Consider the following 18,577-nt stretch of genomic DNA (forward strand, 5'->3'; position numbering starts at 1 on the left):
TCCTCTCGATGGTTCGGACGGTCGGGCGGGGCCCGCGGGTCAGGAATCGGTCTTCATGGCCCGGGTGATGTCGGCGGAGGCCTTGGCGGCCTCCTTCGCCGGGTCGCGGCCGGTGAGGACGGCGGCCATGTAGTCCTTGATCGGGTTCTCCGCCTCGACGGCGGCCCAGCCCGGTGTGTTGGGCGTGGCGTGGCCGTTGGCCGCACCGGCCGCCATCGCGGCGGCGCCCGGGTCACCGGCCACCGCGGAGGCGAGCGTGGTCCGGTTCGGTACGTAGCTCATGGCGACGGCGAGCTTCTTCTGCCAGGTGTCGCCGGTGAGTTCCTTGATGAAGGTGAGCGCGGCCTCCTGCTTGCCGGAAGCCGTGGGGATCACCAGGTCGGAGCCGCCGGTGAAGACGGCGCCCGGAGTGCCCGCGGTCTTGCCGGGGATCGGGAAGAAGCCGAGCTTCCCCTTGAGGTCCGGGTTCTTCTCGATGACGACATTGGCGCCGCCCGGGGTGGAGATGACCTGGGCGACCTTGCCCTGGGCCATCACGTCGGCCTGCGGCGGGTCGTCCTCGTCGGAGTCCTTGGGCCCCTTGCCGAGCGCCTGGAGCTGCTTGTAGAACTCCATCCCGCGCAGGGCCTCGGGGGTGTCCAGGGCGCCCTTCCACGTGCCGTCGGACTCGGTGGCGAGGTCGCCGCCCTCGTCCCAGACGAAGCCGGCCAGGGCGTACCACATCTGTCCGGGCAGGTAGATGCCCTGCGTTCCGCCCTTGTTGAGCTTGCCGGTGGCGGTGATCCACTGGTCGCGCGTCTTGATCGCGGAGGCGTCGACGCCCGCCTGCTCGAACAGGTCGGTGCGGTAGATGACCACCCGGTTGGCCGCGTAGTACGGGATGCCGTACTGCTTGCCCTCGTACGCCCCCGGCTCGGCGAGCCCCGGCAGCCAGTCCTTGCCGTTCAGCTCGTCGACCTTGTCGCTGAGGTCGACGAGCCCGCCGCTCTGCGCGAACTGGGCGACCTGGGTGTTGCCGCTCTCGATGACGTCCGGCGCGTCGTTGCTGGCAAGCGCGGCGGTGATCTTCTCGCCGATGCCGTCCCACTCCTGGATCTGGACCCGGACCCGGATGTCGGGGTGCGCGTCCTCGAAGCCCTTCACGAACTCCTTCTGGAACTGTGCCGAGACGCTGTCGCGCATCAGCCAGACATCGATGCCGGTCCGGCCGTCACCGGATTTCCCGGCCGAGTCGTCGGAGGAGCTGCAGGCGCAGAGCACGGCGGCCATCACGAGCGCGGACCCACCGGCAAGCAAGCGGTACTTCACGGTTCACCTCTGGAGAACAGGACCTGACCACCTGACCAGTGAAGGCCGCTGGACAGCTCACCTCTTGTTGGTGGATGAAGGTGGCATAGACCAATGAGGCCGTCAACCCCCTTGGTATCAAGGGATTTTGGTGATCTTCGCGGAAACAGGCCCGCGAGGTTTGGCGGAGTACCGGCTACAATCCACCTGACCAGTGATCCTGTCGGGCAAGCTGGTCCAGTAAGTGGTCAAGGAAGTACGCCGTCAGGAGGGGGCAGCACATGGACGCCGACGCATCGGGGACGGTGCTCAAACGGGAGCGGGCCCGGGACGCCGTTCTGGAACTGATCGAGTCGCGGCGGCCGGGCGACGCCATCCCATCGGAGCGGTCCCTGTGCGCCACGCTCGGCGTCTCCCGCCCCACCCTGCGCGCCGCGGTGGACGAACTGGTCGCCGCCGGGCTCCTCGTGCGCGAACACGGCCGGGGCATGTTCGTCGCACCCGAGAAGATCACCCAGGAACTGATCTCCGCCGACCTCGCCCTGTCGGTGCCGCAGGCGGCCGGGGCCTGGTCGAGCCGGCTGCTGGAGTTCACCACGCTCCAGGCCGGCGCCCGCGTCGGCCGCAAGCTGCGCATGTCACCGGCGGCCGACATCGTCTACGTGGCCCGGCTGCGGCTGGTCGACGGCGCCCCGATGGCCATCGAGCACCTGCACATCAGGGCGGAACTCGTGCCCGGCCTGTCCGCCGACGAGTTGGAGAACGGCGACCTGTACGAGCACCTGCGCGAGCGCCACGACGTGCACGTCCACGAAGCGGTCCAGGCGATCGAGCCGACCGTGGTGACCCGTGCCGAGGCCGGGCTGCTGGACGTGCCGGAGCTGTCCCCTGCCCTGCTATTCGAGCGGCTGACCTCGGACACCACCGGCCGCCCCGTCGAGTACGTGCACTCGCTCTACCGGGGCGACCGCTACCGGATCGTCTCCCGGCTGGCGCTCGGCCCGGCCGCCGCCGTGCAGCCCGTCGAGGGCGGCCACCACCCGGGCATCCCGCCGGGGGACTTCGCCCAGCGCGAGCCGATCACCTCCTCCACGCGCGGAGACATCCAGTCCGGTGACTGAGCTCGGCCACCGGCAGCCGAGGCGCCCGGCGTTGCGACCTGCGCAATGGCCGATGCGCCTCTTGCGGCCGCCCCCGGGGGAGGGCCACTGTGGCTGACACATCCGAAGCGACCGACCCCACGAGGTGCCTCGCATGACATCCCCCACCAGCCGCCGCACCCTGCTCGGAGCACTCCTGGCGGGCGGCGCCCTGGCCGCCGCCCCCACGCTCCCGCGCACCGACCACCACCGCCCCGACCACCACCGCCCCGGCCGCCCGCCGCACCCCGCACGGCCCGCGACCCGCCGCACCGGCACCCTGTTCCTCGGCACCTACACCTCGACCACCCCCGGCGGCACCGGCATCGGCGTCGCCTCGTACGACCGGAGCACCGGGGGCATCACCGCCCGCACCGTCGTCACCGGCGTCGAGAACCCCTCGTACCTCGCGCTCCACCCCACGGGCAGCACGCTCTACGCCGTGGACGAGCAGCAGAACGGCGGCGTCACCGCGGTCGCCCTCGCCGACGACGGAACCTTCCGGGTCCTCGGCACCCGGGCCACCGGCGGCGCCGGACCCTGCCACCTCTCGGTCCACCCGGGCGGCCGCTGGCTGTTCAGCGCCAACTACACCTCCGGCAGCGTCGCCGTGCACCCGCTGGCCGCCGACGGATCGGTGGGGGAGCGCACGGACCTGGTCGCCCACAGCTCACCCGCGCCCGGACCCGGCCAGGACGGGCCGCACGCCCACCAGATCATCACGGCCCCCGACGGCAACCACATCCTGGCCGTCGACCTCGGCACCGACACGGTCTACACGTACCGGCTGGACGAGGCGCACGGCACCCTGGAGCAGCTTTCGTACGCCGCCCTGCACCCCGGCGCGGGCCCCCGCCACCTGACCTTCCATCCGGACGGCCGCCACGCGTACCTGGCCTGCGAGGTCGACAACACCGCCGTCGTCTGCGGCTACGACCCCGCCACCGGCACCCTCACCCCGGGCGACCCGCAGTCCACCGGAACGGGAAGCGGCACCAGCTACCCCGCCCAGTTCCTCGTCACCGCCGACGGCCGCTTCGCCTACCTCGCCAACCGGGGACACAACAGCATCACCCGGTACGCGATCGAGGACGGCGGGGCCGCGCTGCGCCTGATCGACACCGTCTCCGTGGGCGGCGACTTCCCCCGGCACACCGCGTTCTCGCCGGACGGGAGCCTGCTCTTCGCCGCCAACCAGAACTCCGGCACGGTCACCGCCTTCCGGGTCGACGCGTCCACCGGCGCCCTGGAGTCCGTGGGCACGGCCTTCGCGGAACCGGCCGCGGTCTGTGTGCTGCCGATGTAGGGCCCCCGCGCCGGCGCCGGGGCATTAGGGTCGTGCCCGAGCCGCGGGTCGCCCCGGCGGTGGAACGCATCAGGGAGGCACAGTGCGCTTGAGAGTGGAGTTCACCACCGAGCCCTTCGATCTCGACGAGGCGCCCGCGCACGCGGTCGTCGCGCGCGAGGTCATCCAGGCGGCCGAGCTGGACGCCGTGGACGTCGGCCCGTTCGGCAACACGGCGGAGGGGGGCGCCGACGAAGTGCTCACCGCGGTGGACAGCCTGCTGCGCCAGGCGCTGGCATCGGGTGCCACCCGGGTCTCGCTCCAGGTCAACGTCATCGGAGAGGACCCGCGGTGACCGGACCGGTGGACCATCCCCTCGTCGCCGCGGTGAAGCCGCTCGCCGACGCCATGGGCGCCGAACTCCTCGTGCCCGGGGACGCGCGCGCCGACGACGTCGTGCTGGCCTGGGAGGGCGAGGACGTCGTGGCGGTCCGGCTGCCCCAGCTGTCGGACTCGCTGGACCACATCCTGGCCGCGATGGAGCGCCGGCACGGCATGCCGCTCGCCGAGCTGGACCGCAAGGCCAAACAGGAGGCGGTCCGGCTCCTGGAGGCACGCGGTGCCTTCTCCGTACGGCACGGCGTCGAGACGGTGGCGGGGGCCCTGGGGGTCTCCCGGTTCACCGTCTACAACTACCTGAACAGGGAAAACGGCACCAAGGGCGCGTAGTTGGGCGCCTGGTCGGGTGCCCAGGCGCAGGCGAACGGCGCGTGATCGATCAGGCCGCCGCCCGGATCACCGGGTGGCGGCCTTCTGTGTGAACGGAATTTCAACAAACTGTTGACGTCGTGTTGTCGAGGGCGTTAGCTATCCGCAGCCCGACCAACGCACAGCGAAGAACAGCCACGGAGGCTCCCGTGACTTCGAGCTCCACGCCGGGCCTCGCCCGGTTCAACACCCTGGCGGACCACGAGGCGGCCGCCGCACTGCACGAGGTGTGTGCCAGTGCGGCATGGGGAAGAGCGATCCTCTCCCGCCGCCCGTACGCCACCACCGAAGCCCTGCTCTCCGCGAGCGACACCGCCACGGCGGCCCTCGGCGCGGAGGACCTGGCCGAGGCCATGGCCGGTCACCCGCCGATCGGCCGCCCGAAGCCCGGGGACCCGACCTCCTCCCGCGAACAGCGGGGGATGGCCGGCGCCACCGAGGAGCTCAAGGCCGAAATGCTCGAACTCAACCTGGCCTACCAGGAGCGGTTCGGACACGTCTTCCTGATCTGCGCCACCGGAGCCACCGGTGAACAGATGCGCGACGCGGTGAAGTCCCGGATCGGGAACCCGCCCGAGCGGGAGCGGGAGATCGTGCGCACCGAACTGGGCAGGATCAACCGCATCCGCCTCACCCGCCTCGTCACGGAAGACGCGTAACAGAAGGAGAGTGAGGGTCTTGAGCACCTTCGCCACCGCATCGGTGTCCACCCACATCCTGGACACCAGCATCGGCCGCCCCGCCGCAGCCGTCGCCGTCTCGCTCGCCGCCCGCTCGGGCGGCGACGCGCCCTGGGTGACGCTCGGCGGCTCCGCGACCGATGCGGACGGGCGCTGCAAGGACCTGCCGGCCCTGCCGGAAGGCACCACCCACGTACGGCTCGACTTCGAGACCGAGCCGTACTTCACCGCCAAGAAGCAAGCCGAGGCGCAGCAGGACGCCCCCCGCGTAAGGGACAGCGGCGCGTTCTTCCCGGAGGTGGCGATCACGTTCGCCGTCGCCCCGGGCGAGCACTACCACGTACCGCTGCTGCTCAACCCGTTCGGCTACTCCGTATACCGAGGGAGCTAGCAGACACATGCCCACGATTCTCGGCCAGAACCAGTACGGCAAAGCAGAGAACCGCGTCGTCAGGATCACGCGGGACGGCGACACCCACCACATCAAGGACCTGAACGTCTCGGTCGCCCTGTCCGGCGAGATGGAAGACGTCCACTACTCCGGCTCCAACGCGCACGTCCTGCCCACGGACACCACCAAGAACACGGTGTTCGCCTTCGCCAAGGAACACGGCATCGACTCCGCCGAGCAGTTCGGCATCCACCTCGCCCGCCACTTCGTGACCTCGCAGGAGCCGATCAAGACCGCGCGCATCCGCATCGAGGAGTACGCCTGGGACCGCATAGCCACCTCCGACACGAACTCCCGGTTCATCGGGTCCGACGAGGTCAAGCACTCCTTCGTACGCAGGAACCAGGAGATACGCACCGCCCAGATCACCTTCGACGGTGAGAAGTGGCAGGTCATATCCGGCCTCAAGGACCTCACCGTGCTGAACTCGACCAACTCCGAGTTCTGGGGCTACGTCAAGGACAAGTACACGACGCTCAAGGAGGCGTACGACCGCATCCTGGCCACCGACGTCTCCGCCCGCTGGCGCTACAACTGGACCAGCGACGAGCAGCGGATGCCGAACTGGGAGAAGTCCTACGAGCAGGCGCGCAAGCACATGCTCCACGCCTTCGCCGAGACGTACTCCCTCTCGCTCCAGCAGACGCTGTACCAGATGGGCTCGCGCATCATCAACAACCGCAGCGAGATCGACGAGATCCGCTTCTCGCTGCCGAACAACCACCACTTCCTCGTGGACCTGGAGCCGTTCGGACTGAAGAACGATACCGCCGACGGTGCGGTGTACTTCGCGGCCGACCGTCCGTACGGGCTCATCGAGGGCACCGTGCTCCGGGACGGCGTCGAGCCGCAGATCCCGGTCGACATGACCAACCTCTGACGCGGCGCCGCGCCGGTGCCCGCCCGCCCACGGCGGGGCACCGGCCGGGCCGGAGGGAACCCTCATGGCACAGCCAGCATCCGGGCCCGCGGAAGCAGAAGGCCCCTGTCCCACCCCGCCGGAGCGCGCGGTTCATCCGGTGGACGAGAAGCTCACCCCTTCGCGGCTCCTGCCGGCCGCGCTCCAGCACATCGCCGCCATGTACGCCGGCGTCGTCACCCCACCGCTCATCATCGGCCAGGCCGTCGGCCTCGACCCCGCGGGCATGACCCGGCTGATCGCCGCGAGCCTGCTCATCGCGGGCTGCGCCACCCTCATGCAGACACTCGGGATCGGCGGATTCGCCGGCAACCGGCTCCCCTTCGTCAACGCCGCCTCGTCCGCCGGCATCGCCCCGATGCTCGCCATCGCCGAGACCAGCGCGCCCGGACACCAACTGCCCGCCATCTACGGGGCGGTGCTCGTCGCCGGGGTGTTCTGCCTGGCCGTCGGGCCGTTCTTCGGCAGACTCCTGCGGTTCTTCCCGCCGCTGGTCACCGGTGTCGTCATCACCCTCATCGGCGTCACCCTGATGCCCGTGCCGGTCTCCTGGGCGCAGGGCGGCGACAAGACGGCCGCCGACTTCGGCGCCATGAAATACCTCGCGCTCGCCGCGTTCACCCTCGTCGTCATCCTGCTGATCCAGCGCTTCGGACGCGGCTTCCTGCGCCAAGTCGCGCTGCTCATGGGTCTGTTGGTCGGCACGCTGGCCGCCGTACCGTTCGGCCTCGCCGACTTCTCCGCGCTCCGCGACGCCCCGCTCGCGGCCGTGCCCACCCCCTTCGCCTTCGGCGCGCCCGAATTCCGGCCCGCCGCGATCCTCTCGCTGTGCATCGTGATGCTCGTCCTGATGACAGAGTCGTCCGCCGGGATGCTGGCCGTCGGTGAGATCTGCGAACGCCGCACCGACGGACGCACCCTCACCCGCGGGCTGCGCACCGACGGGCTCGCCACCCTCATCGGCCCGGTCTTCGGCGGCTTCCCCACGAGCGCCTTCGCGCAGAACGTGGGCGTGGTCTCGCTGACGAAGGTCCGCAGCCGCTACGTCGTCGCGGCGGCGGGCGCCGCCCTGCTGGTCCTCGGCCTCTTCCCGGTGCTCGGCGCGATCGTCTCGCTCGTCCCCATGCCCGTACTCGGCGGCGCCGGTATCGTCCTGTTCGGCTCCATCGCCGTCAGCGGCATCCGTACGCTCTCCGAGGCCGGACTCGACGACAGCTCCAACATCATCCTGGTCGCCGTGGCCCTCGGCGCGGGCATCGTCCCGCTCGCCGCGCCCGGCTTCTACGCGGACTTCCCGTCCTGCGCCCAGACCGTCCTGGGCTCCGGAATCAGTGCGGGAGCGCTCGTCGCGGTCCTGCTCAACCTGTTCTTCCACCATCTCGGCACCCACGGCCGCACCGCCGTGGCACTCAAATCCTCCTAGGGTCCTGCCGTGCCCACACCTCAGACGAGAGAAGGAAGCACCATGGCAGCACCGGCAGCCCCCGACCGGGTGGAACGCATCGTCATCGAGAACTGCTCGATCGCGACCGTGGACGCGGCCGACACCGAGTACGCCTCGGGCCACGTCGTCGTCGCGGGCAACCGCATCGAGTCCGTCGGCGCCGGCAAGGCACCGCAGGGCCTGGAGAACGTCGTACGCCGCATCGACGGCACCGGGCACCTCGTCACGCCCGGCCTGATCAACACGCACCACCACTTCTACCAGTGGATCACCCGGGGCCTGGCCACGGACAACAACCTCTTCGACTGGCTGGTCGCGCTGTACCCGACGTGGGCGCGCGTCGACGAGCCGATGGCCCGCGCCGCCGCCCAGGGGTCGCTCGCCATGATGGCCCTCGGCGGCGTCACCACCGCGATGGACCACCACTACGTCTACCCGCGGGACTCCGGCGACCTGTCCGGCGCCATCATCGGCGCCGCCCGCGACCTGGGCGTACGGTTCACCCTCGCCCGCGGCTCCATGGACCGCAGCGAGAAGGACGGCGGGCTGCCGCCGGACTTCGCGGTGGAGACCCTGGAAGGCGCGCTCGCCGCCACCGAGGCGACCGTCGACGCGTACCATGACGCCTCCTTCGACGCCATGACCCAGGTCGCCGTCGCACCCTGCTCGCCGTTCTCCGTATCGACCGAACTCATGCGCCAGGGCGCCGAACTGGCCCGGCGCAAGGGGGTGCGGCTGCACACGCACGGTTCGGAGACCGTGGAGGAGGAGAAGTTCTGCCACGAGCTGTTCGGCATGGGCCCCACCGACTACTTCGAGTCGACCGGATGGCTCGGTGAGGACGTGTGGATGGCGCACTGCGTCCACATGAACGACTCCGACATCGCCGCCTTCGCCCGCACCGGCACCGGCGTCGCCCACTGCCCGTCCTCCAACGCCCGCCTCGCCGCCGGCATCGCCCGCGTCCCGGACATGCTCGCCGCCGGCGTCCCGGTCGGCCTCGGCGTCGACGGCACCGCGTCCAACGAGTCCGGCGAACTCCACACCGAACTGCGCAACGCCCTCCTCATCAACCGCCTCGGCCCGCACCGCGAACGCGCCCTGAACGCCCGTCAGGCGCTGCGCCTGGGGACCTACGGCGGCGCCCAGGTCCTCGGCCGCGCCGCCCAGACCGGCTCCCTGGAGGTCGGCAAGCTCGCCGACCTGGTGCTGTGGAAGCTGGACACACTCGCCCACGCCTCCATCGCCGACCCGGTCATCGCGCTCGTCTTCGGCGCCGCCGCCCCGGTCACCCTCTCGCTGGCCGACGGCAAGCCGGTCGTCGAGGCCGGCCGCCTGGTCACCGCGGACGAGGACGCCATCGCCCGCGCCACCCGCGACGAGGCCCGCCGCCTCGCGCGAATCGCCGCCGGAGCCTGACACCCGGCAACCCCTGATACCGGCCGGACGAGGGGGACGGCCCTCGGCCGGCCGCCGCGGACCCGAGCGGGGTCCGCGGCAACCGGTACGGGTGGCGCTGCCCAGAGGCACGCGCCTCCCGTACCGGCGCTCAAAGCTGCCGCACCAGCTGCACGATCTGCCCCATCCGCACCACCGCACCACACGGGGCCCGGTCCGGCGGACCGGCCCCGGGACCACCTCCCTGACACCCACGTCACCGCAGACGTGTACCCGACCGGAGGAACCGCTGTGGCAGCTACGCCCAGGTTTCGCAACGACGCATGTGCGACCACCCACCCCGACGGCGAGCCGGAGACGGCCCCGTCCGACCGGAGACATCCGGTCGACGAAACGCTTCCCCCGCTGAAGATGTTCACCAGCGGCCTCCAGCACGTGGCCGCGATGTACGCGGGCGTGGTGGCCCCGCCCATGATCGTGGGGCCCGCCGTGGGCCTCAACCCGAAGGAGACCGCCTTCCTGATGGGGGCGAGCCTGTTCACCGCGGGCATAGCCACCCTGCTCCAGACGCTCGGCTTCTGGCGAATAGGCGCCCGGCTGCCGTTCGTCAACGGCGTCTCGTTCGCCGGGGTGACCCCGATGGTGGCCATCGGCAAGGACCGGGGGCACGACGGCATCGCCGTCATCTTCGGCGCGATCATCGTCGCGAGCCTCCTCGGCTTCGTCCTCGCCCCCTACTTCTGCAAACTGGTCCGCTTCTTCCCGCCCGTCGTCACCGGCACGGTCATCACCCTGATCGGTGTCTCCCTGCTGCCGGTCGCCTTCAACTGGTCCCAGGGCGGCAACGCCACCGCCCACGACTACGGCTCCACCACCAACATCACGATGGCGGCGGTCACCCTGGTCATCGTGCTGGCCCTGCGCAAGCTCCTGCGCGGCTTCCTCCAGCAGATCGCCATCCTGCTCGGGCTCGTCGCCGGCACGCTCATCGCGATCCCCGTCGGCATCACCGACTTCGGCGCCATCAAGGACGCCGACGCGATCGGCTTCCCCACCCCGTTCCACTTCGGGGCACCGCAGTTCGAGATCGCCGCGATCGTCTCGATGAGCATCGTGATGCTGGTCTGCATGACCGAGTCCACGGCGGACATGCTGGCCCTCGGCAAGATCGTCGGCCGCCCGGCCGACGAACGGACCATCGAGGGCGGCCTGCGCGCCGACACCCTCGGCAGCGCCGTCAGCCCGCTGTTCAACGGCTTCATGTGCAGCGCCTTCGCCCAGAACATCGGCCTGGTCGCGATGACCAAGGTCCGCAGCCGCTTCGTCGTCGCGGCGGGCGGCGGCATCCTCGTCCTGCTCGGCCTGGTCCCGGTGGCCGCGTCCGTCATCGCGCTGGTCCCGCTGCCGGTACTCGGCGGCGCGGGCATCGTACTGTTCGGCTCGGTCGCCGCCAGCGGCATCCAGACCCTGGCCGGCGCCGCGCTGGAGAAGGGCGAGAACGCGCTGATCGTCGCCGCGGCCGTCGGCGTCGGGCTGGTACCGATCGCGGCCCCGGACTTCTACCACGCCTTCCCGAAGGACCTCCTGGTCGTCCTGGACTCGGGGATCTCGACCGGCTGCGTCGTGGCGATCGTCCTGAACCTCGCCTTCAACCACCTGGGCCGCAAACCGGAGGCCGAGGCCGGGACCGCACCCGGCGGCCACGACCCGGTCAAGGCGGTGGAGGTCGCCGCCCACTGACGGCTCGTCGGCGAGGGGTGGCGCGTACGGTCACGGCCGTACGCGCCACCCCTCGCGGCTCAGCCGATGTGGAAGCTGTCGCCGTACACCTGCCAGTCCAGCGGCGGGTCCAGGTCCAGATCGCCGTTCCTGAGGAACACCCGCTGCGCGGTGTCCACCCGGCTGGTGTCCGAGTGGGCCTCCTCCTGCTCCATGGCCCACACCCGCGCGTCCAGGAAGGCGTCGAGGTAGGCCACCTCGTGGCCGCCCAGGGCCGGAGTCGCCGCCTGCGCCAGGGCCCGCTGCCGGATGGAGCCGAAGCTCGTGCTGTCGTCGCCGTCGCCGTGCATCACGATGGCGTCGTAGTAGATGAACTGGCCGAGCGTGCCGAGACCGTCGCTCCTGGCCCGGTCGACGGCCGGGTCGAAGTACACCCGGTCGCGCTCGTCGTCCTGGGCCTGCTGGAAGGCCGGGTCCTGGGCGGCCGTCTTCCAGGCACCCTCGAAGCCCGGGTCCAGGCCGTCGTGCGAGTCGGTCCCGTCCACGTCCCGCAGGGCGGGGAGGTATCCGGCCAGTACGTTGTCCGGCTCGCGCCGCGTGTACAGCTCCACCAGGCCGAGCATGTCGTGGGTGCCGGAGCAGAAGCCGATGACGCCCGCCGTGTAGCCGCGGCCGTCCCCGATGTCCTCGATGTAGCCGTACTGTGCCTTCCAGTCCAGCGTTGAGTTCTCCGCGCTGGACACCAGCTGCATGGCGATGTCCTTCTTCGCGGGATCGTCGAGCCCGGTCACGGCCGCCTCCTGGCGGTGGGCCGCCACGGAGGCGGGAGCGGTGCCTGCGAAGGCGGTGGCGGGCACCGCGGTGAGGGTGAGCCCGAGCGCGACGAGGGCGACGCGCAGGGACCGGGTGGTGCGACGTGCGGTGCGCTTGTGGGGAGCGTACACCTGTGTCCTCCAAGGGAGTTCGTCGTCCCGGGGTGGGGGAACGCGGTTCAGCCGCGGCCGTCGATCACATAGCTGTCGCCGTACACCTTCCAGCGCAGCGGGGTCTCCAGGCCGAACCTGCCCTCGTTCAGGAAGACCCGCTGGGCCGTCTCGACCCGGCTGGTGTCGCTGTGCGCGGGCTCCTCGCGGAGCGCGGCGACACGGGCGTCGAGGAACGCGTCGAGATAGGCCCGCTCGTCGCCGCCCTCCGCGGGGGAGTCCGCCTCGGCGAGCGCCCGGCGGCGGATCGTGCGGAAGCCGATGTTGCCCTCCGCGTCGCCGCCCCCGTGCATCACATAGGCGTCGTAGTAGATGAACTGCCCCAGCGCGCCCAGCCCGTCCGCCTTGCCCTGCTTCACCGCCGGGTCGAAGTAGGACCGGTCCCGCTCGGTGTCCTGCGCGGCCCGGAACCTCGCGTCACCGGCCGCTTCGGCCCAGGCCCGGGTGAACGGCCGGCCGAGCCCCGTGTGCGCGTCGCTCCCCTTCACCTTCCGCAGCGCCGGCAGGAACCGCTCCAGCGCGTTGCCCGGCCGGGACCGCGCGTACCGCTCGACCACGCTGAGCATGTCGCCGGTCCCGGAGCAGAAGCCGATGATGCCCGCCGTGTAGCCCCGGCCGTCCCCGATGTCCTGGATGTACTTGTACTGGGCCTTCCAGTCCAGCGTCGAGTTCTCCGCGCTGGAGACCAGTTGCATGGCGATGTCCTTCTTCACCGGATCGGCCAGACCGGGGCCCGTCGCCCCCTTGCCCGAGGAGCCGGCGGGCCCGGCCTGGGCGCAGCCGGACAGCACGGTGACGGTCATGAGGAGTGCGGTGAGGGAGGCGATCAGGGAACGCGGGGTGAGCTTCACCGCTCCAGACTGCCAGGCCGGTGGGATGGAGCCGGCGCATTCGGGGGTAGCGTCGGGGGCATGGATGATCAGTCTGTGGTGGATGTCGGCGATGTGCGGCTGGCGTACCGGACCTGGGGCGACCCGTTCGGCTCGCCCGTCGTACTGCTGCACGGTCTCGGCGCGAGCGCGGCGAGCTGGGAGGCGGCCGGGAGTCTGCTGGGCCGGGAATGGCGGGTGTACGCGATCGACCTGCGCGGCCACGGGGAGAGCGACTGGCCCGACGCCTACGACTTCGCGTCGATGCGCGAGGACGTCCTCGGCTTCCTGGACGAGTGCGAGCTGGACCGGGCCGGCGTCGTCGGCCACGGCATGGGCGGGGTCGTCGCCCACCTCCTCGCCCAGGAGCACCCGGACCGGGTGGAACGGCTGGTGCTGGTGGAGACCCCGCCGCCGTTCCCCGGCGCGGCCGGTCCCGACGTCCCGCCGGACGGGCCGGTCGACTACGACGAGGCCGTGCTCGCGGCGGTGAACGCCCAGCTGGCCGACCCCGACCCCGCCTGGGCGGAGGGACTCGGCGAGATCGTCGCCCCCACGCTCCTGCTCGCCGGCGGGCCCGGCAGCACCATGCCGCAGGCCCGGCTCCAGGACATGGCCTCGATGATCCCGGACTGCCACCTCGTCACCCTCGGCGGCGGCCACCGCCCGCACGAGGCCGACCCCGAGCAGGTCGCCCAGCGGATCACGGAGTTCTTCACCAGCTGACCGCGCGGCCGGTGCCGTTCACGCGCACAGGGGTCGGCGAGCGGGCGCCGCGACCCCGCCCCGGCGGGCCGGTACGGCCCGGGTCACGTCCTCCCGGGCGTCCCGGACCCGTCGCTCAGCGCACGACGCGTCCCCGCAGAACGATCCGGCTCGGGTGATCCAGCACCGCCGGATCGGCGGTCGGGTCGCCGGCGTACGCGACGAGGTCGGCCGGTGCGCCGTCGACCAGGCCGGGCAGGCCGAGCCAGGACCGTGCCGTCCAGGACGCCGCGCCGAGTGCCGCCTCGGCGGGCAGCCCGGCCCGTGCCGGCCAGGACGCCTCGCCCGCGACCGTCCCGCAGGGGAACGAGTCGGTGCCGGCCAGCACCGTGACGCCCGCCTCGTGGGCGGCCCGGACGTTGTCGAACATGGTGTCCCATCCGGCCAGCCACAGATCGCGGCGCACGCTGGGCTCCCGCGCCCGCATCGCGTCCACGCCCGCCGCGAACACGGCCAGTGTCGGCACGAACGCGGTTCCCTGTGCGGCCATCCGGTCCAGCAGCGCGGGGTCCAGATGCATGCCGTGCTCCAGGCTGTCCGCGCCCGCGAGCACCGCGTTGCGGGTGCCCTCAGCGGTCTGGCAGTGCACCGCCACCCTGCCGCCCGCCGCGTGCACGGCGGCCACCACCTCGGTGAGCAGCGCGAGCGGCACCGCGGGCTCGTCCGCCCGCCAGTCCCCGACGACCTTGCACCAGCCGGACGAGGCCGCCGACTCCTCCAAGGCGGCCCGGACGAGGTCCGCCTCGCTCACGTCCCGGCCGAAGCCGGGGATGAACCTGCCGGGCGTGGCCAGCCACCGCCCCGCCGACGTGACCCGGGGCAGCTCCGGATCTGCGTCCACCCACGCGGGCATCCGTGCGGCCGTGCCCGGCGTGCGCACCGCGAGGACCCCGGCGTCCCGGTGCGCCCGCAGCTGTTCGCGCAGCGGCTTCTCGTCGAAGGGGGTTCCCGGCTCGGTGGCCCCGGGGTGCGTGTGTACGTCGACGAGTCCGGGCAGCAGCCAGCCTCCGTCGACGACGGTCTCGGCGTTCCGGCCGGCGAAGCCGCCCGGCGGCTCGCCCTCCCGCAGCACCTCGCCCTCGACCGAGAACGACCGCTCCTCACGCTCCGGCGGCACCACACCCCGTATGCACAGCATGGGCCGACGGTACGTCAGCCGCCGTCGCCGGTACGGGGCAGGTGCACACCGGCACATTGCGGAAGGTTCCGCTCCGTGCTCTTGTCGGCGACCCCCGCCGCGTGCGATACAGGTCTGGACCATTGCTGCCGGATGGAAGGCAAGACCGTGCGATCCCCCCACACGCCTGCCACGTTGGTCTGTTCCGCCGCCCTGCTCCTCGCCGCACTGACGGCCTGCGGCTCCGAAGACCGGGCGGACACCAAGGCGCCCACCGCGCCCCACGGGGTGACCGCGCAGGCGAGTAGCGCCACCTCCGCGCACGTCATGTGGGAGGCGGCCACGGACGACACGGGCGTCACCGGCTACGAGATCTACCGCAAGGGCAAGAAGGTCAAGTCCGTCCCGGCGAACCGGGTGATGATCGACATCGACGGGCTGACCGCCTCGACCGCCTACACGTTCACCGTCCGCGCCCGCGACGCGGCCGGCAACCTCTCCGCGCCGAGCGCCGCCGCCTCCGCCACCACCCCCGCACCGACCCCCGCCGACCACGAGGCCCCGACCCGGCCGGTGAAACTGCGCGGCAAGGCGGACGGCAGCCGGGCCGCGACCCTGTCCTGGGGCGGCTCCACGGACGACGTCGGCGTCACCGCGTACGACGTCTACCAGGAGGACTCGCGCATCCACAGCGTGCCCGGCACGCAGACCACCGCACGGCTGACCGGGCTGCGCCCCGGCACCGTCTACACCTTCACCGTCCGGGCCCGCGACGCCGCCGACACCTCGTCACCCGACAGCAACGCCATCGACGTCACCACCGCCTCCGCCCCCGGCGCCCCCGCCTCGACCGCCCCCACGGACCTGCGGATCACGGCGAAGGCCGAGGGGAAGGAGTACGCCGTCGACCTGGACTGGAAGCAGCCGGAGACGGGCGGCGAGATCCCGGCGTACCAGCTCTACATGAACGGCCGGCTGACCACCACGATCGTCTGGGGAGGCGAGCCGCCCGCCGGCCGGGCGAGCTACCGGCTCACCGTCACCGACCCGCGCGGCACCCGCTACTCGATGAAGATCCGCGCCAAGCTGCCGGACGGCAAGTGGGGCGACTTCTCGGCGGTGCGCACGGTCGTCCTCGGGGGCTGACGTCGCGGTGGCCGGCCGCGTGACGGCCGCGCGACCGGCCGACCGCAAGTGGTCTGTACCTATTGACGACTTGGTCCAGACCAATTACCTTCCCGTGTGCTCCATGGAACGACATCCGCACCTCCCCGAGGACCGCCTCACCGGTCCCTGCCTCAAGGGAGAACCATGTTCGAGCACATGCCACTCAGACGGAGAACGGCGACCGCACTGCTCGCCGTTCTCGGACTGCTCCTCGCGCTCCTGTCCCTGCAGGCCGTCCCCGCCCACGCCGCGGGCAAGCTGACGGCGACCTTCACCTCGGCCGACAACGGCCCCTGGTGGAAGGGGACCTACATCCTGCACAACGACACCGACACCGCCGTCACCGGCTGGAGCCTGGAGTTCGACCTGCCCGCCGGGGTCGCCATCGACTCCTCGTACAACGGCACCGTCACCACCCAGGGCAGCCACATCACCGCGGTCAACGCCCACTACAACGGCACGGTCGCCGCGCACAGCACCACCGAGCCGTACAGCTTCTGGTTCGTCGCCACCGGCCCGATCACCGCACCGACCGGCTGCCGGATCAACGGCGACAAGTGCGACGGCTCAGCCGACGCGCCCCCGGGTGTGCCCGGCGGGCTGAAGCAGACCGATGTCACCGCCCGTACCGCGTCGCTGTCCTGGACGGCCGCCACCGCGGGCGACTTCCCCGTGGCCTCGTACGACATCCTGGCGGGCGGTGAGGTCGTCGGCTCCGCCACCGCCGCGACCGCCGCCACGGTCACCGGTCTGACCCCGGCCACCACCTACGCCTTCACCGTCCGGGCCAAGGACACCCGGGGCAACGTCTCCGCCGAGAGCGCCCCGCTGACCGTGACGACCGTCGACCCGGCGACCGACACCTCCGCCCCGACGGCCCCCGGCGCCCTGCACTCCACCGCCACCGACTCCTCGTCCGTGACGCTCGCCTGGACCGCCGCGACGGACAACCAGCGGATCGCCGCATACGACATCTACCGCGGCTCCGACCTGGCCACCACGGTCTCCGGCACCACGACCACCGCGACCGTCGGCGGCCTGTCGCCCTCCACCTCGTACACCTTCACCGTGAAGGCCCGCGACCCCGCCGACAACACCTCGCCGGCGAGCAACGCGCTCACCGTGAAGACCGACGACATCGTCGGCGCCGGCAACTACGCCAAGGTCGGCTACTTCGTCCAGTGGGGCATCTACGGCCGGCAGTACTTCGTCAAGAACCTCCAGGACTCGGGCGCGGCCGACAAGCTCGACATCGTCAACTACGCCTTCGCCAACATCGATCCCAACAACCTCACCTGCCTCAACGGCGTCACCAAGGGCACGACCGCCGACCCCGAGGACCCGGAGCAGGGCACCGGAGCCGGTGACGCCGACGCCGACTACGCCCGCCCGTTCAGCGCCGCCCAGTCCGTGGACGGGGTCGCCGACGACGGCTGGGGCAAGCTGCGCGGCAACTTCAACCAGCTGAGGAAGCTGAAGCAGCTGCACCCCGACCTCAAGATCGTGGTCTCGCTCGGCGGCTGGACCTACTCCAAGTACTTCTCCGACGTCGCCGCCACCGACGCGGCCCGCAAGAAGTTCGTCTCCTCCTGCATCGACATGTACATCAAGGGCAACCTGCCCGAGTACGGCGGGGCGGGCGGCCCCGGCACCGCGGCCGGCATCTTCGACGGCTTCGACATCGACTGGGAGTGGCCGGGCACCGGCACCGGGCACCCCGGCAACCACTACTCGCCCGACGACAAGGACAACCTGACCCTGCTGCTCGCCGAGTTCCGCAAGCAGCTCGACGCGCTCGGCGGCGGCCACCGCCTCCTCACCGCCTTCACCCCCGCCGACCCGCAGAAGATCGACGAGGGCTGGGACCTGTCCAAGGTCTTCGACTCGCTCGACGTCGCCAACGTCCAGGGCTACGACTTCCACGGCTCCGGAAGCGACAACTCCTGGGAGCCGGACCGCACCGGCCACCAGGCCAACCTCTACAACGACGACCAGGACCCGTACGACTTCCACTTCAGCGCGGACACCGCCGTCAAGGCGTACACGGACGCGGGCGTCGAGCCCCGCAAGCTGACCCTCGGCATCCCGTTCTACGGCCGGGGCTGGCAGAACGTCACCGACGGCGGCGCGGCGGGCGAGTGGCAGTCGGCGGGCGGCGCGGCCCCCGGCCAGTTCGCGGAGGAGGCCGGCACCCGGGGTTACTCGAACCTCATCGGCGCCTATCCGACGATGACGGTCCATCACGACGAGCAGTCCGTCTCGACGTACGGATACACCGGCAACCAGTGGTGGTCCTTCGACGACACCTGGTCCATCGGCAAGAAGACCGCCTATGTGAAGGACAAGGGCCTGCTGGGCGTCATGGTCTGGGAGATGTCGGGCGACACCCCCCAGGGAACGCTGCTGAACGCCCTGGACACCGGGCTGAAGTAACCCGCCCGGCGACGACGGTACGGGGAGCCGCGCGGCGTGCGCGGCTCCCCGTACGGCACATATTTCCCCCAAATCGTGACTTACCGCCCATAGCGGTAGGCTGGTCGCGGCGGTGCCCGTGCGGCGCCGTCCTGCCTGACCACCGGGCCCGGT

The 18,577-nt window shown here is 71.4% G+C and carries 17 protein-coding genes; 13 read left to right on the plus strand and 4 right to left on the minus strand.

Going from position 1 to position 18,577, the window contains the following annotated elements:
• Positions 1-39 precede the first annotated feature (39 nt).
• A complete protein-coding gene (locus tag E6P78_RS20180; protein ID WP_136205022.1) occupies positions 40-1,308 on the minus strand; it encodes an extracellular solute-binding protein in 1,269 nt (422 codons plus the stop codon).
• 260 nt (positions 1,309-1,568) lie between these two features.
• On the opposite strand from E6P78_RS20180, the gene E6P78_RS20185 reads away from it, so the two are divergent.
• From E6P78_RS20185 to E6P78_RS20230, 10 genes are all read left to right on the plus strand, one after another.
• Entirely contained in the window at positions 1,569-2,408 is an 840-nt protein-coding gene (locus E6P78_RS20185) for a GntR family transcriptional regulator (protein ID WP_136205023.1), read from the plus strand.
• Between the two features lie 133 nt (positions 2,409-2,541).
• Complete coding sequence (locus tag E6P78_RS20190) at positions 2,542-3,732, plus strand: lactonase family protein (protein ID WP_136205024.1); 1,191 nt, start codon at positions 2,542-2,544, stop codon at positions 3,730-3,732.
• Positions 3,733-3,814: 82 nt separating this feature from the next.
• Positions 3,815-4,066: a thiamine-binding protein gene (locus tag E6P78_RS20195; RefSeq protein ID WP_240799292.1), complete on the plus strand. Its 252-nt coding sequence runs from the start codon at positions 3,815-3,817 to the stop codon at positions 4,064-4,066.
• A complete protein-coding gene (locus tag E6P78_RS20200; protein ID WP_136205025.1) occupies positions 4,063-4,440 on the plus strand; it encodes a helix-turn-helix domain-containing protein in 378 nt (125 codons plus the stop codon). The genes E6P78_RS20195 and E6P78_RS20200 overlap by 4 nt, the downstream gene beginning before the upstream one ends.
• Positions 4,441-4,628: 188 nt before the next feature.
• Positions 4,629-5,138 (plus strand): 2-oxo-4-hydroxy-4-carboxy-5-ureidoimidazoline decarboxylase, encoded by a 510-nt coding sequence (gene uraD / locus E6P78_RS20205; protein ID WP_136205026.1) that lies wholly within the window; start codon positions 4,629-4,631, stop codon positions 5,136-5,138.
• A 19-nt stretch (positions 5,139-5,157) separates the two neighbouring features.
• Complete coding sequence (uraH, locus tag E6P78_RS20210) at positions 5,158-5,550, plus strand: hydroxyisourate hydrolase (RefSeq protein WP_136205027.1); 393 nt, start codon at positions 5,158-5,160, stop codon at positions 5,548-5,550.
• A gap of 7 nt (positions 5,551-5,557) precedes the next feature.
• Positions 5,558-6,490, plus strand: a complete 933-nt coding sequence (gene pucL, locus E6P78_RS20215) for a factor-independent urate hydroxylase (protein ID WP_136205028.1) — start codon at positions 5,558-5,560, stop codon at positions 6,488-6,490.
• Between the two features lie 64 nt (positions 6,491-6,554).
• Positions 6,555-7,952: a nucleobase:cation symporter-2 family protein gene (locus E6P78_RS20220; RefSeq protein WP_136205029.1), complete on the plus strand. Its 1,398-nt coding sequence runs from the start codon at positions 6,555-6,557 to the stop codon at positions 7,950-7,952.
• A 42-nt stretch (positions 7,953-7,994) separates the two neighbouring features.
• Positions 7,995-9,392 (plus strand): 8-oxoguanine deaminase, encoded by a 1,398-nt coding sequence (locus E6P78_RS20225; protein ID WP_136205030.1) that lies wholly within the window; start codon positions 7,995-7,997, stop codon positions 9,390-9,392.
• 384 nt (positions 9,393-9,776) lie between these two features.
• Positions 9,777-11,111 carry a nucleobase:cation symporter-2 family protein gene (locus E6P78_RS20230; protein WP_240799301.1) on the plus strand — a complete coding sequence of 445 codons (1,335 nt, stop codon included), beginning with the start codon at positions 9,777-9,779 and terminating at the stop codon, positions 11,109-11,111.
• Between the two features lie 59 nt (positions 11,112-11,170).
• On the opposite strand, the gene E6P78_RS20235 is transcribed toward E6P78_RS20230, so the two are convergent.
• Together E6P78_RS20235 and E6P78_RS20240 are read right to left on the minus strand one after the other, a co-directional pair.
• Complete coding sequence (locus E6P78_RS20235) at positions 11,171-12,034, minus strand: chitosanase (protein WP_136205031.1); 864 nt, start codon at positions 12,032-12,034, stop codon at positions 11,171-11,173.
• Between the two features lie 47 nt (positions 12,035-12,081).
• Positions 12,082-12,924, minus strand: a complete 843-nt coding sequence (locus E6P78_RS20240) for a chitosanase (RefSeq protein WP_240799293.1) — start codon at positions 12,922-12,924, stop codon at positions 12,082-12,084.
• A 60-nt stretch (positions 12,925-12,984) separates the two neighbouring features.
• Here E6P78_RS20240 and E6P78_RS20245 point away from each other — a divergent pair, with 60 nt between their 5' ends.
• Positions 12,985-13,668: an alpha/beta hydrolase gene (locus E6P78_RS20245; RefSeq protein WP_206307857.1), complete on the plus strand. Its 684-nt coding sequence runs from the start codon at positions 12,985-12,987 to the stop codon at positions 13,666-13,668.
• Between the two features lie 115 nt (positions 13,669-13,783).
• On the opposite strand, the gene E6P78_RS20250 is transcribed toward E6P78_RS20245, so the two are convergent.
• Positions 13,784-14,845: an amidohydrolase family protein gene (locus tag E6P78_RS20250; protein WP_240799294.1), complete on the minus strand. Its 1,062-nt coding sequence runs from the start codon at positions 14,843-14,845 to the stop codon at positions 13,784-13,786.
• A 132-nt stretch (positions 14,846-14,977) separates the two neighbouring features.
• Here E6P78_RS20250 and E6P78_RS20255 point away from each other — a divergent pair, with 132 nt between their 5' ends.
• Positions 14,978-15,970 (plus strand): fibronectin type III domain-containing protein, encoded by a 993-nt coding sequence (locus E6P78_RS20255; protein ID WP_136205032.1) that lies wholly within the window; start codon positions 14,978-14,980, stop codon positions 15,968-15,970.
• A gap of 165 nt (positions 15,971-16,135) precedes the next feature.
• Positions 16,136-18,424: a glycosyl hydrolase family 18 protein gene (locus E6P78_RS20260; protein WP_136205033.1), complete on the plus strand. Its 2,289-nt coding sequence runs from the start codon at positions 16,136-16,138 to the stop codon at positions 18,422-18,424.
• The last annotated feature ends 153 nt before the right edge of the window (positions 18,425-18,577 follow it).

Source organism: Streptomyces sp. A0958, assembly GCF_004795035.1.
Classification (GTDB): Bacteria; Actinomycetota; Actinomycetes; order Streptomycetales; family Streptomycetaceae; genus Streptomyces.

Coding starts and splice junctions, on each gene's coding strand:
- E6P78_RS20185 (WP_136205023.1), top strand. CDS start 1,569: ATGGACGCCGACGCATCGGGGACGGTGCTCAAACGGGAGCGGGCCCGG.
- E6P78_RS20190 (WP_136205024.1), top strand. CDS start 2,542: ATGACATCCCCCACCAGCCGCCGCACCCTGCTCGGAGCACTCCTGGCG.
- pucL (WP_136205028.1), top strand. CDS start 5,558: ATGCCCACGATTCTCGGCCAGAACCAGTACGGCAAAGCAGAGAACCGC.
- E6P78_RS20220 (WP_136205029.1), top strand. CDS start 6,555: ATGGCACAGCCAGCATCCGGGCCCGCGGAAGCAGAAGGCCCCTGTCCC.
- E6P78_RS20225 (WP_136205030.1), top strand. CDS start 7,995: ATGGCAGCACCGGCAGCCCCCGACCGGGTGGAACGCATCGTCATCGAG.
- E6P78_RS20245 (WP_206307857.1), top strand. CDS start 12,985: ATGGATGATCAGTCTGTGGTGGATGTCGGCGATGTGCGGCTGGCGTAC.
- E6P78_RS20250 (WP_240799294.1), bottom strand. CDS start 14,845: ATGCTGTGCATACGGGGTGTGGTGCCGCCGGAGCGTGAGGAGCGGTCG.
- E6P78_RS20255 (WP_136205032.1), top strand. CDS start 14,978: ATGGAAGGCAAGACCGTGCGATCCCCCCACACGCCTGCCACGTTGGTC.
- E6P78_RS20260 (WP_136205033.1), top strand. CDS start 16,136: ATGTTCGAGCACATGCCACTCAGACGGAGAACGGCGACCGCACTGCTC.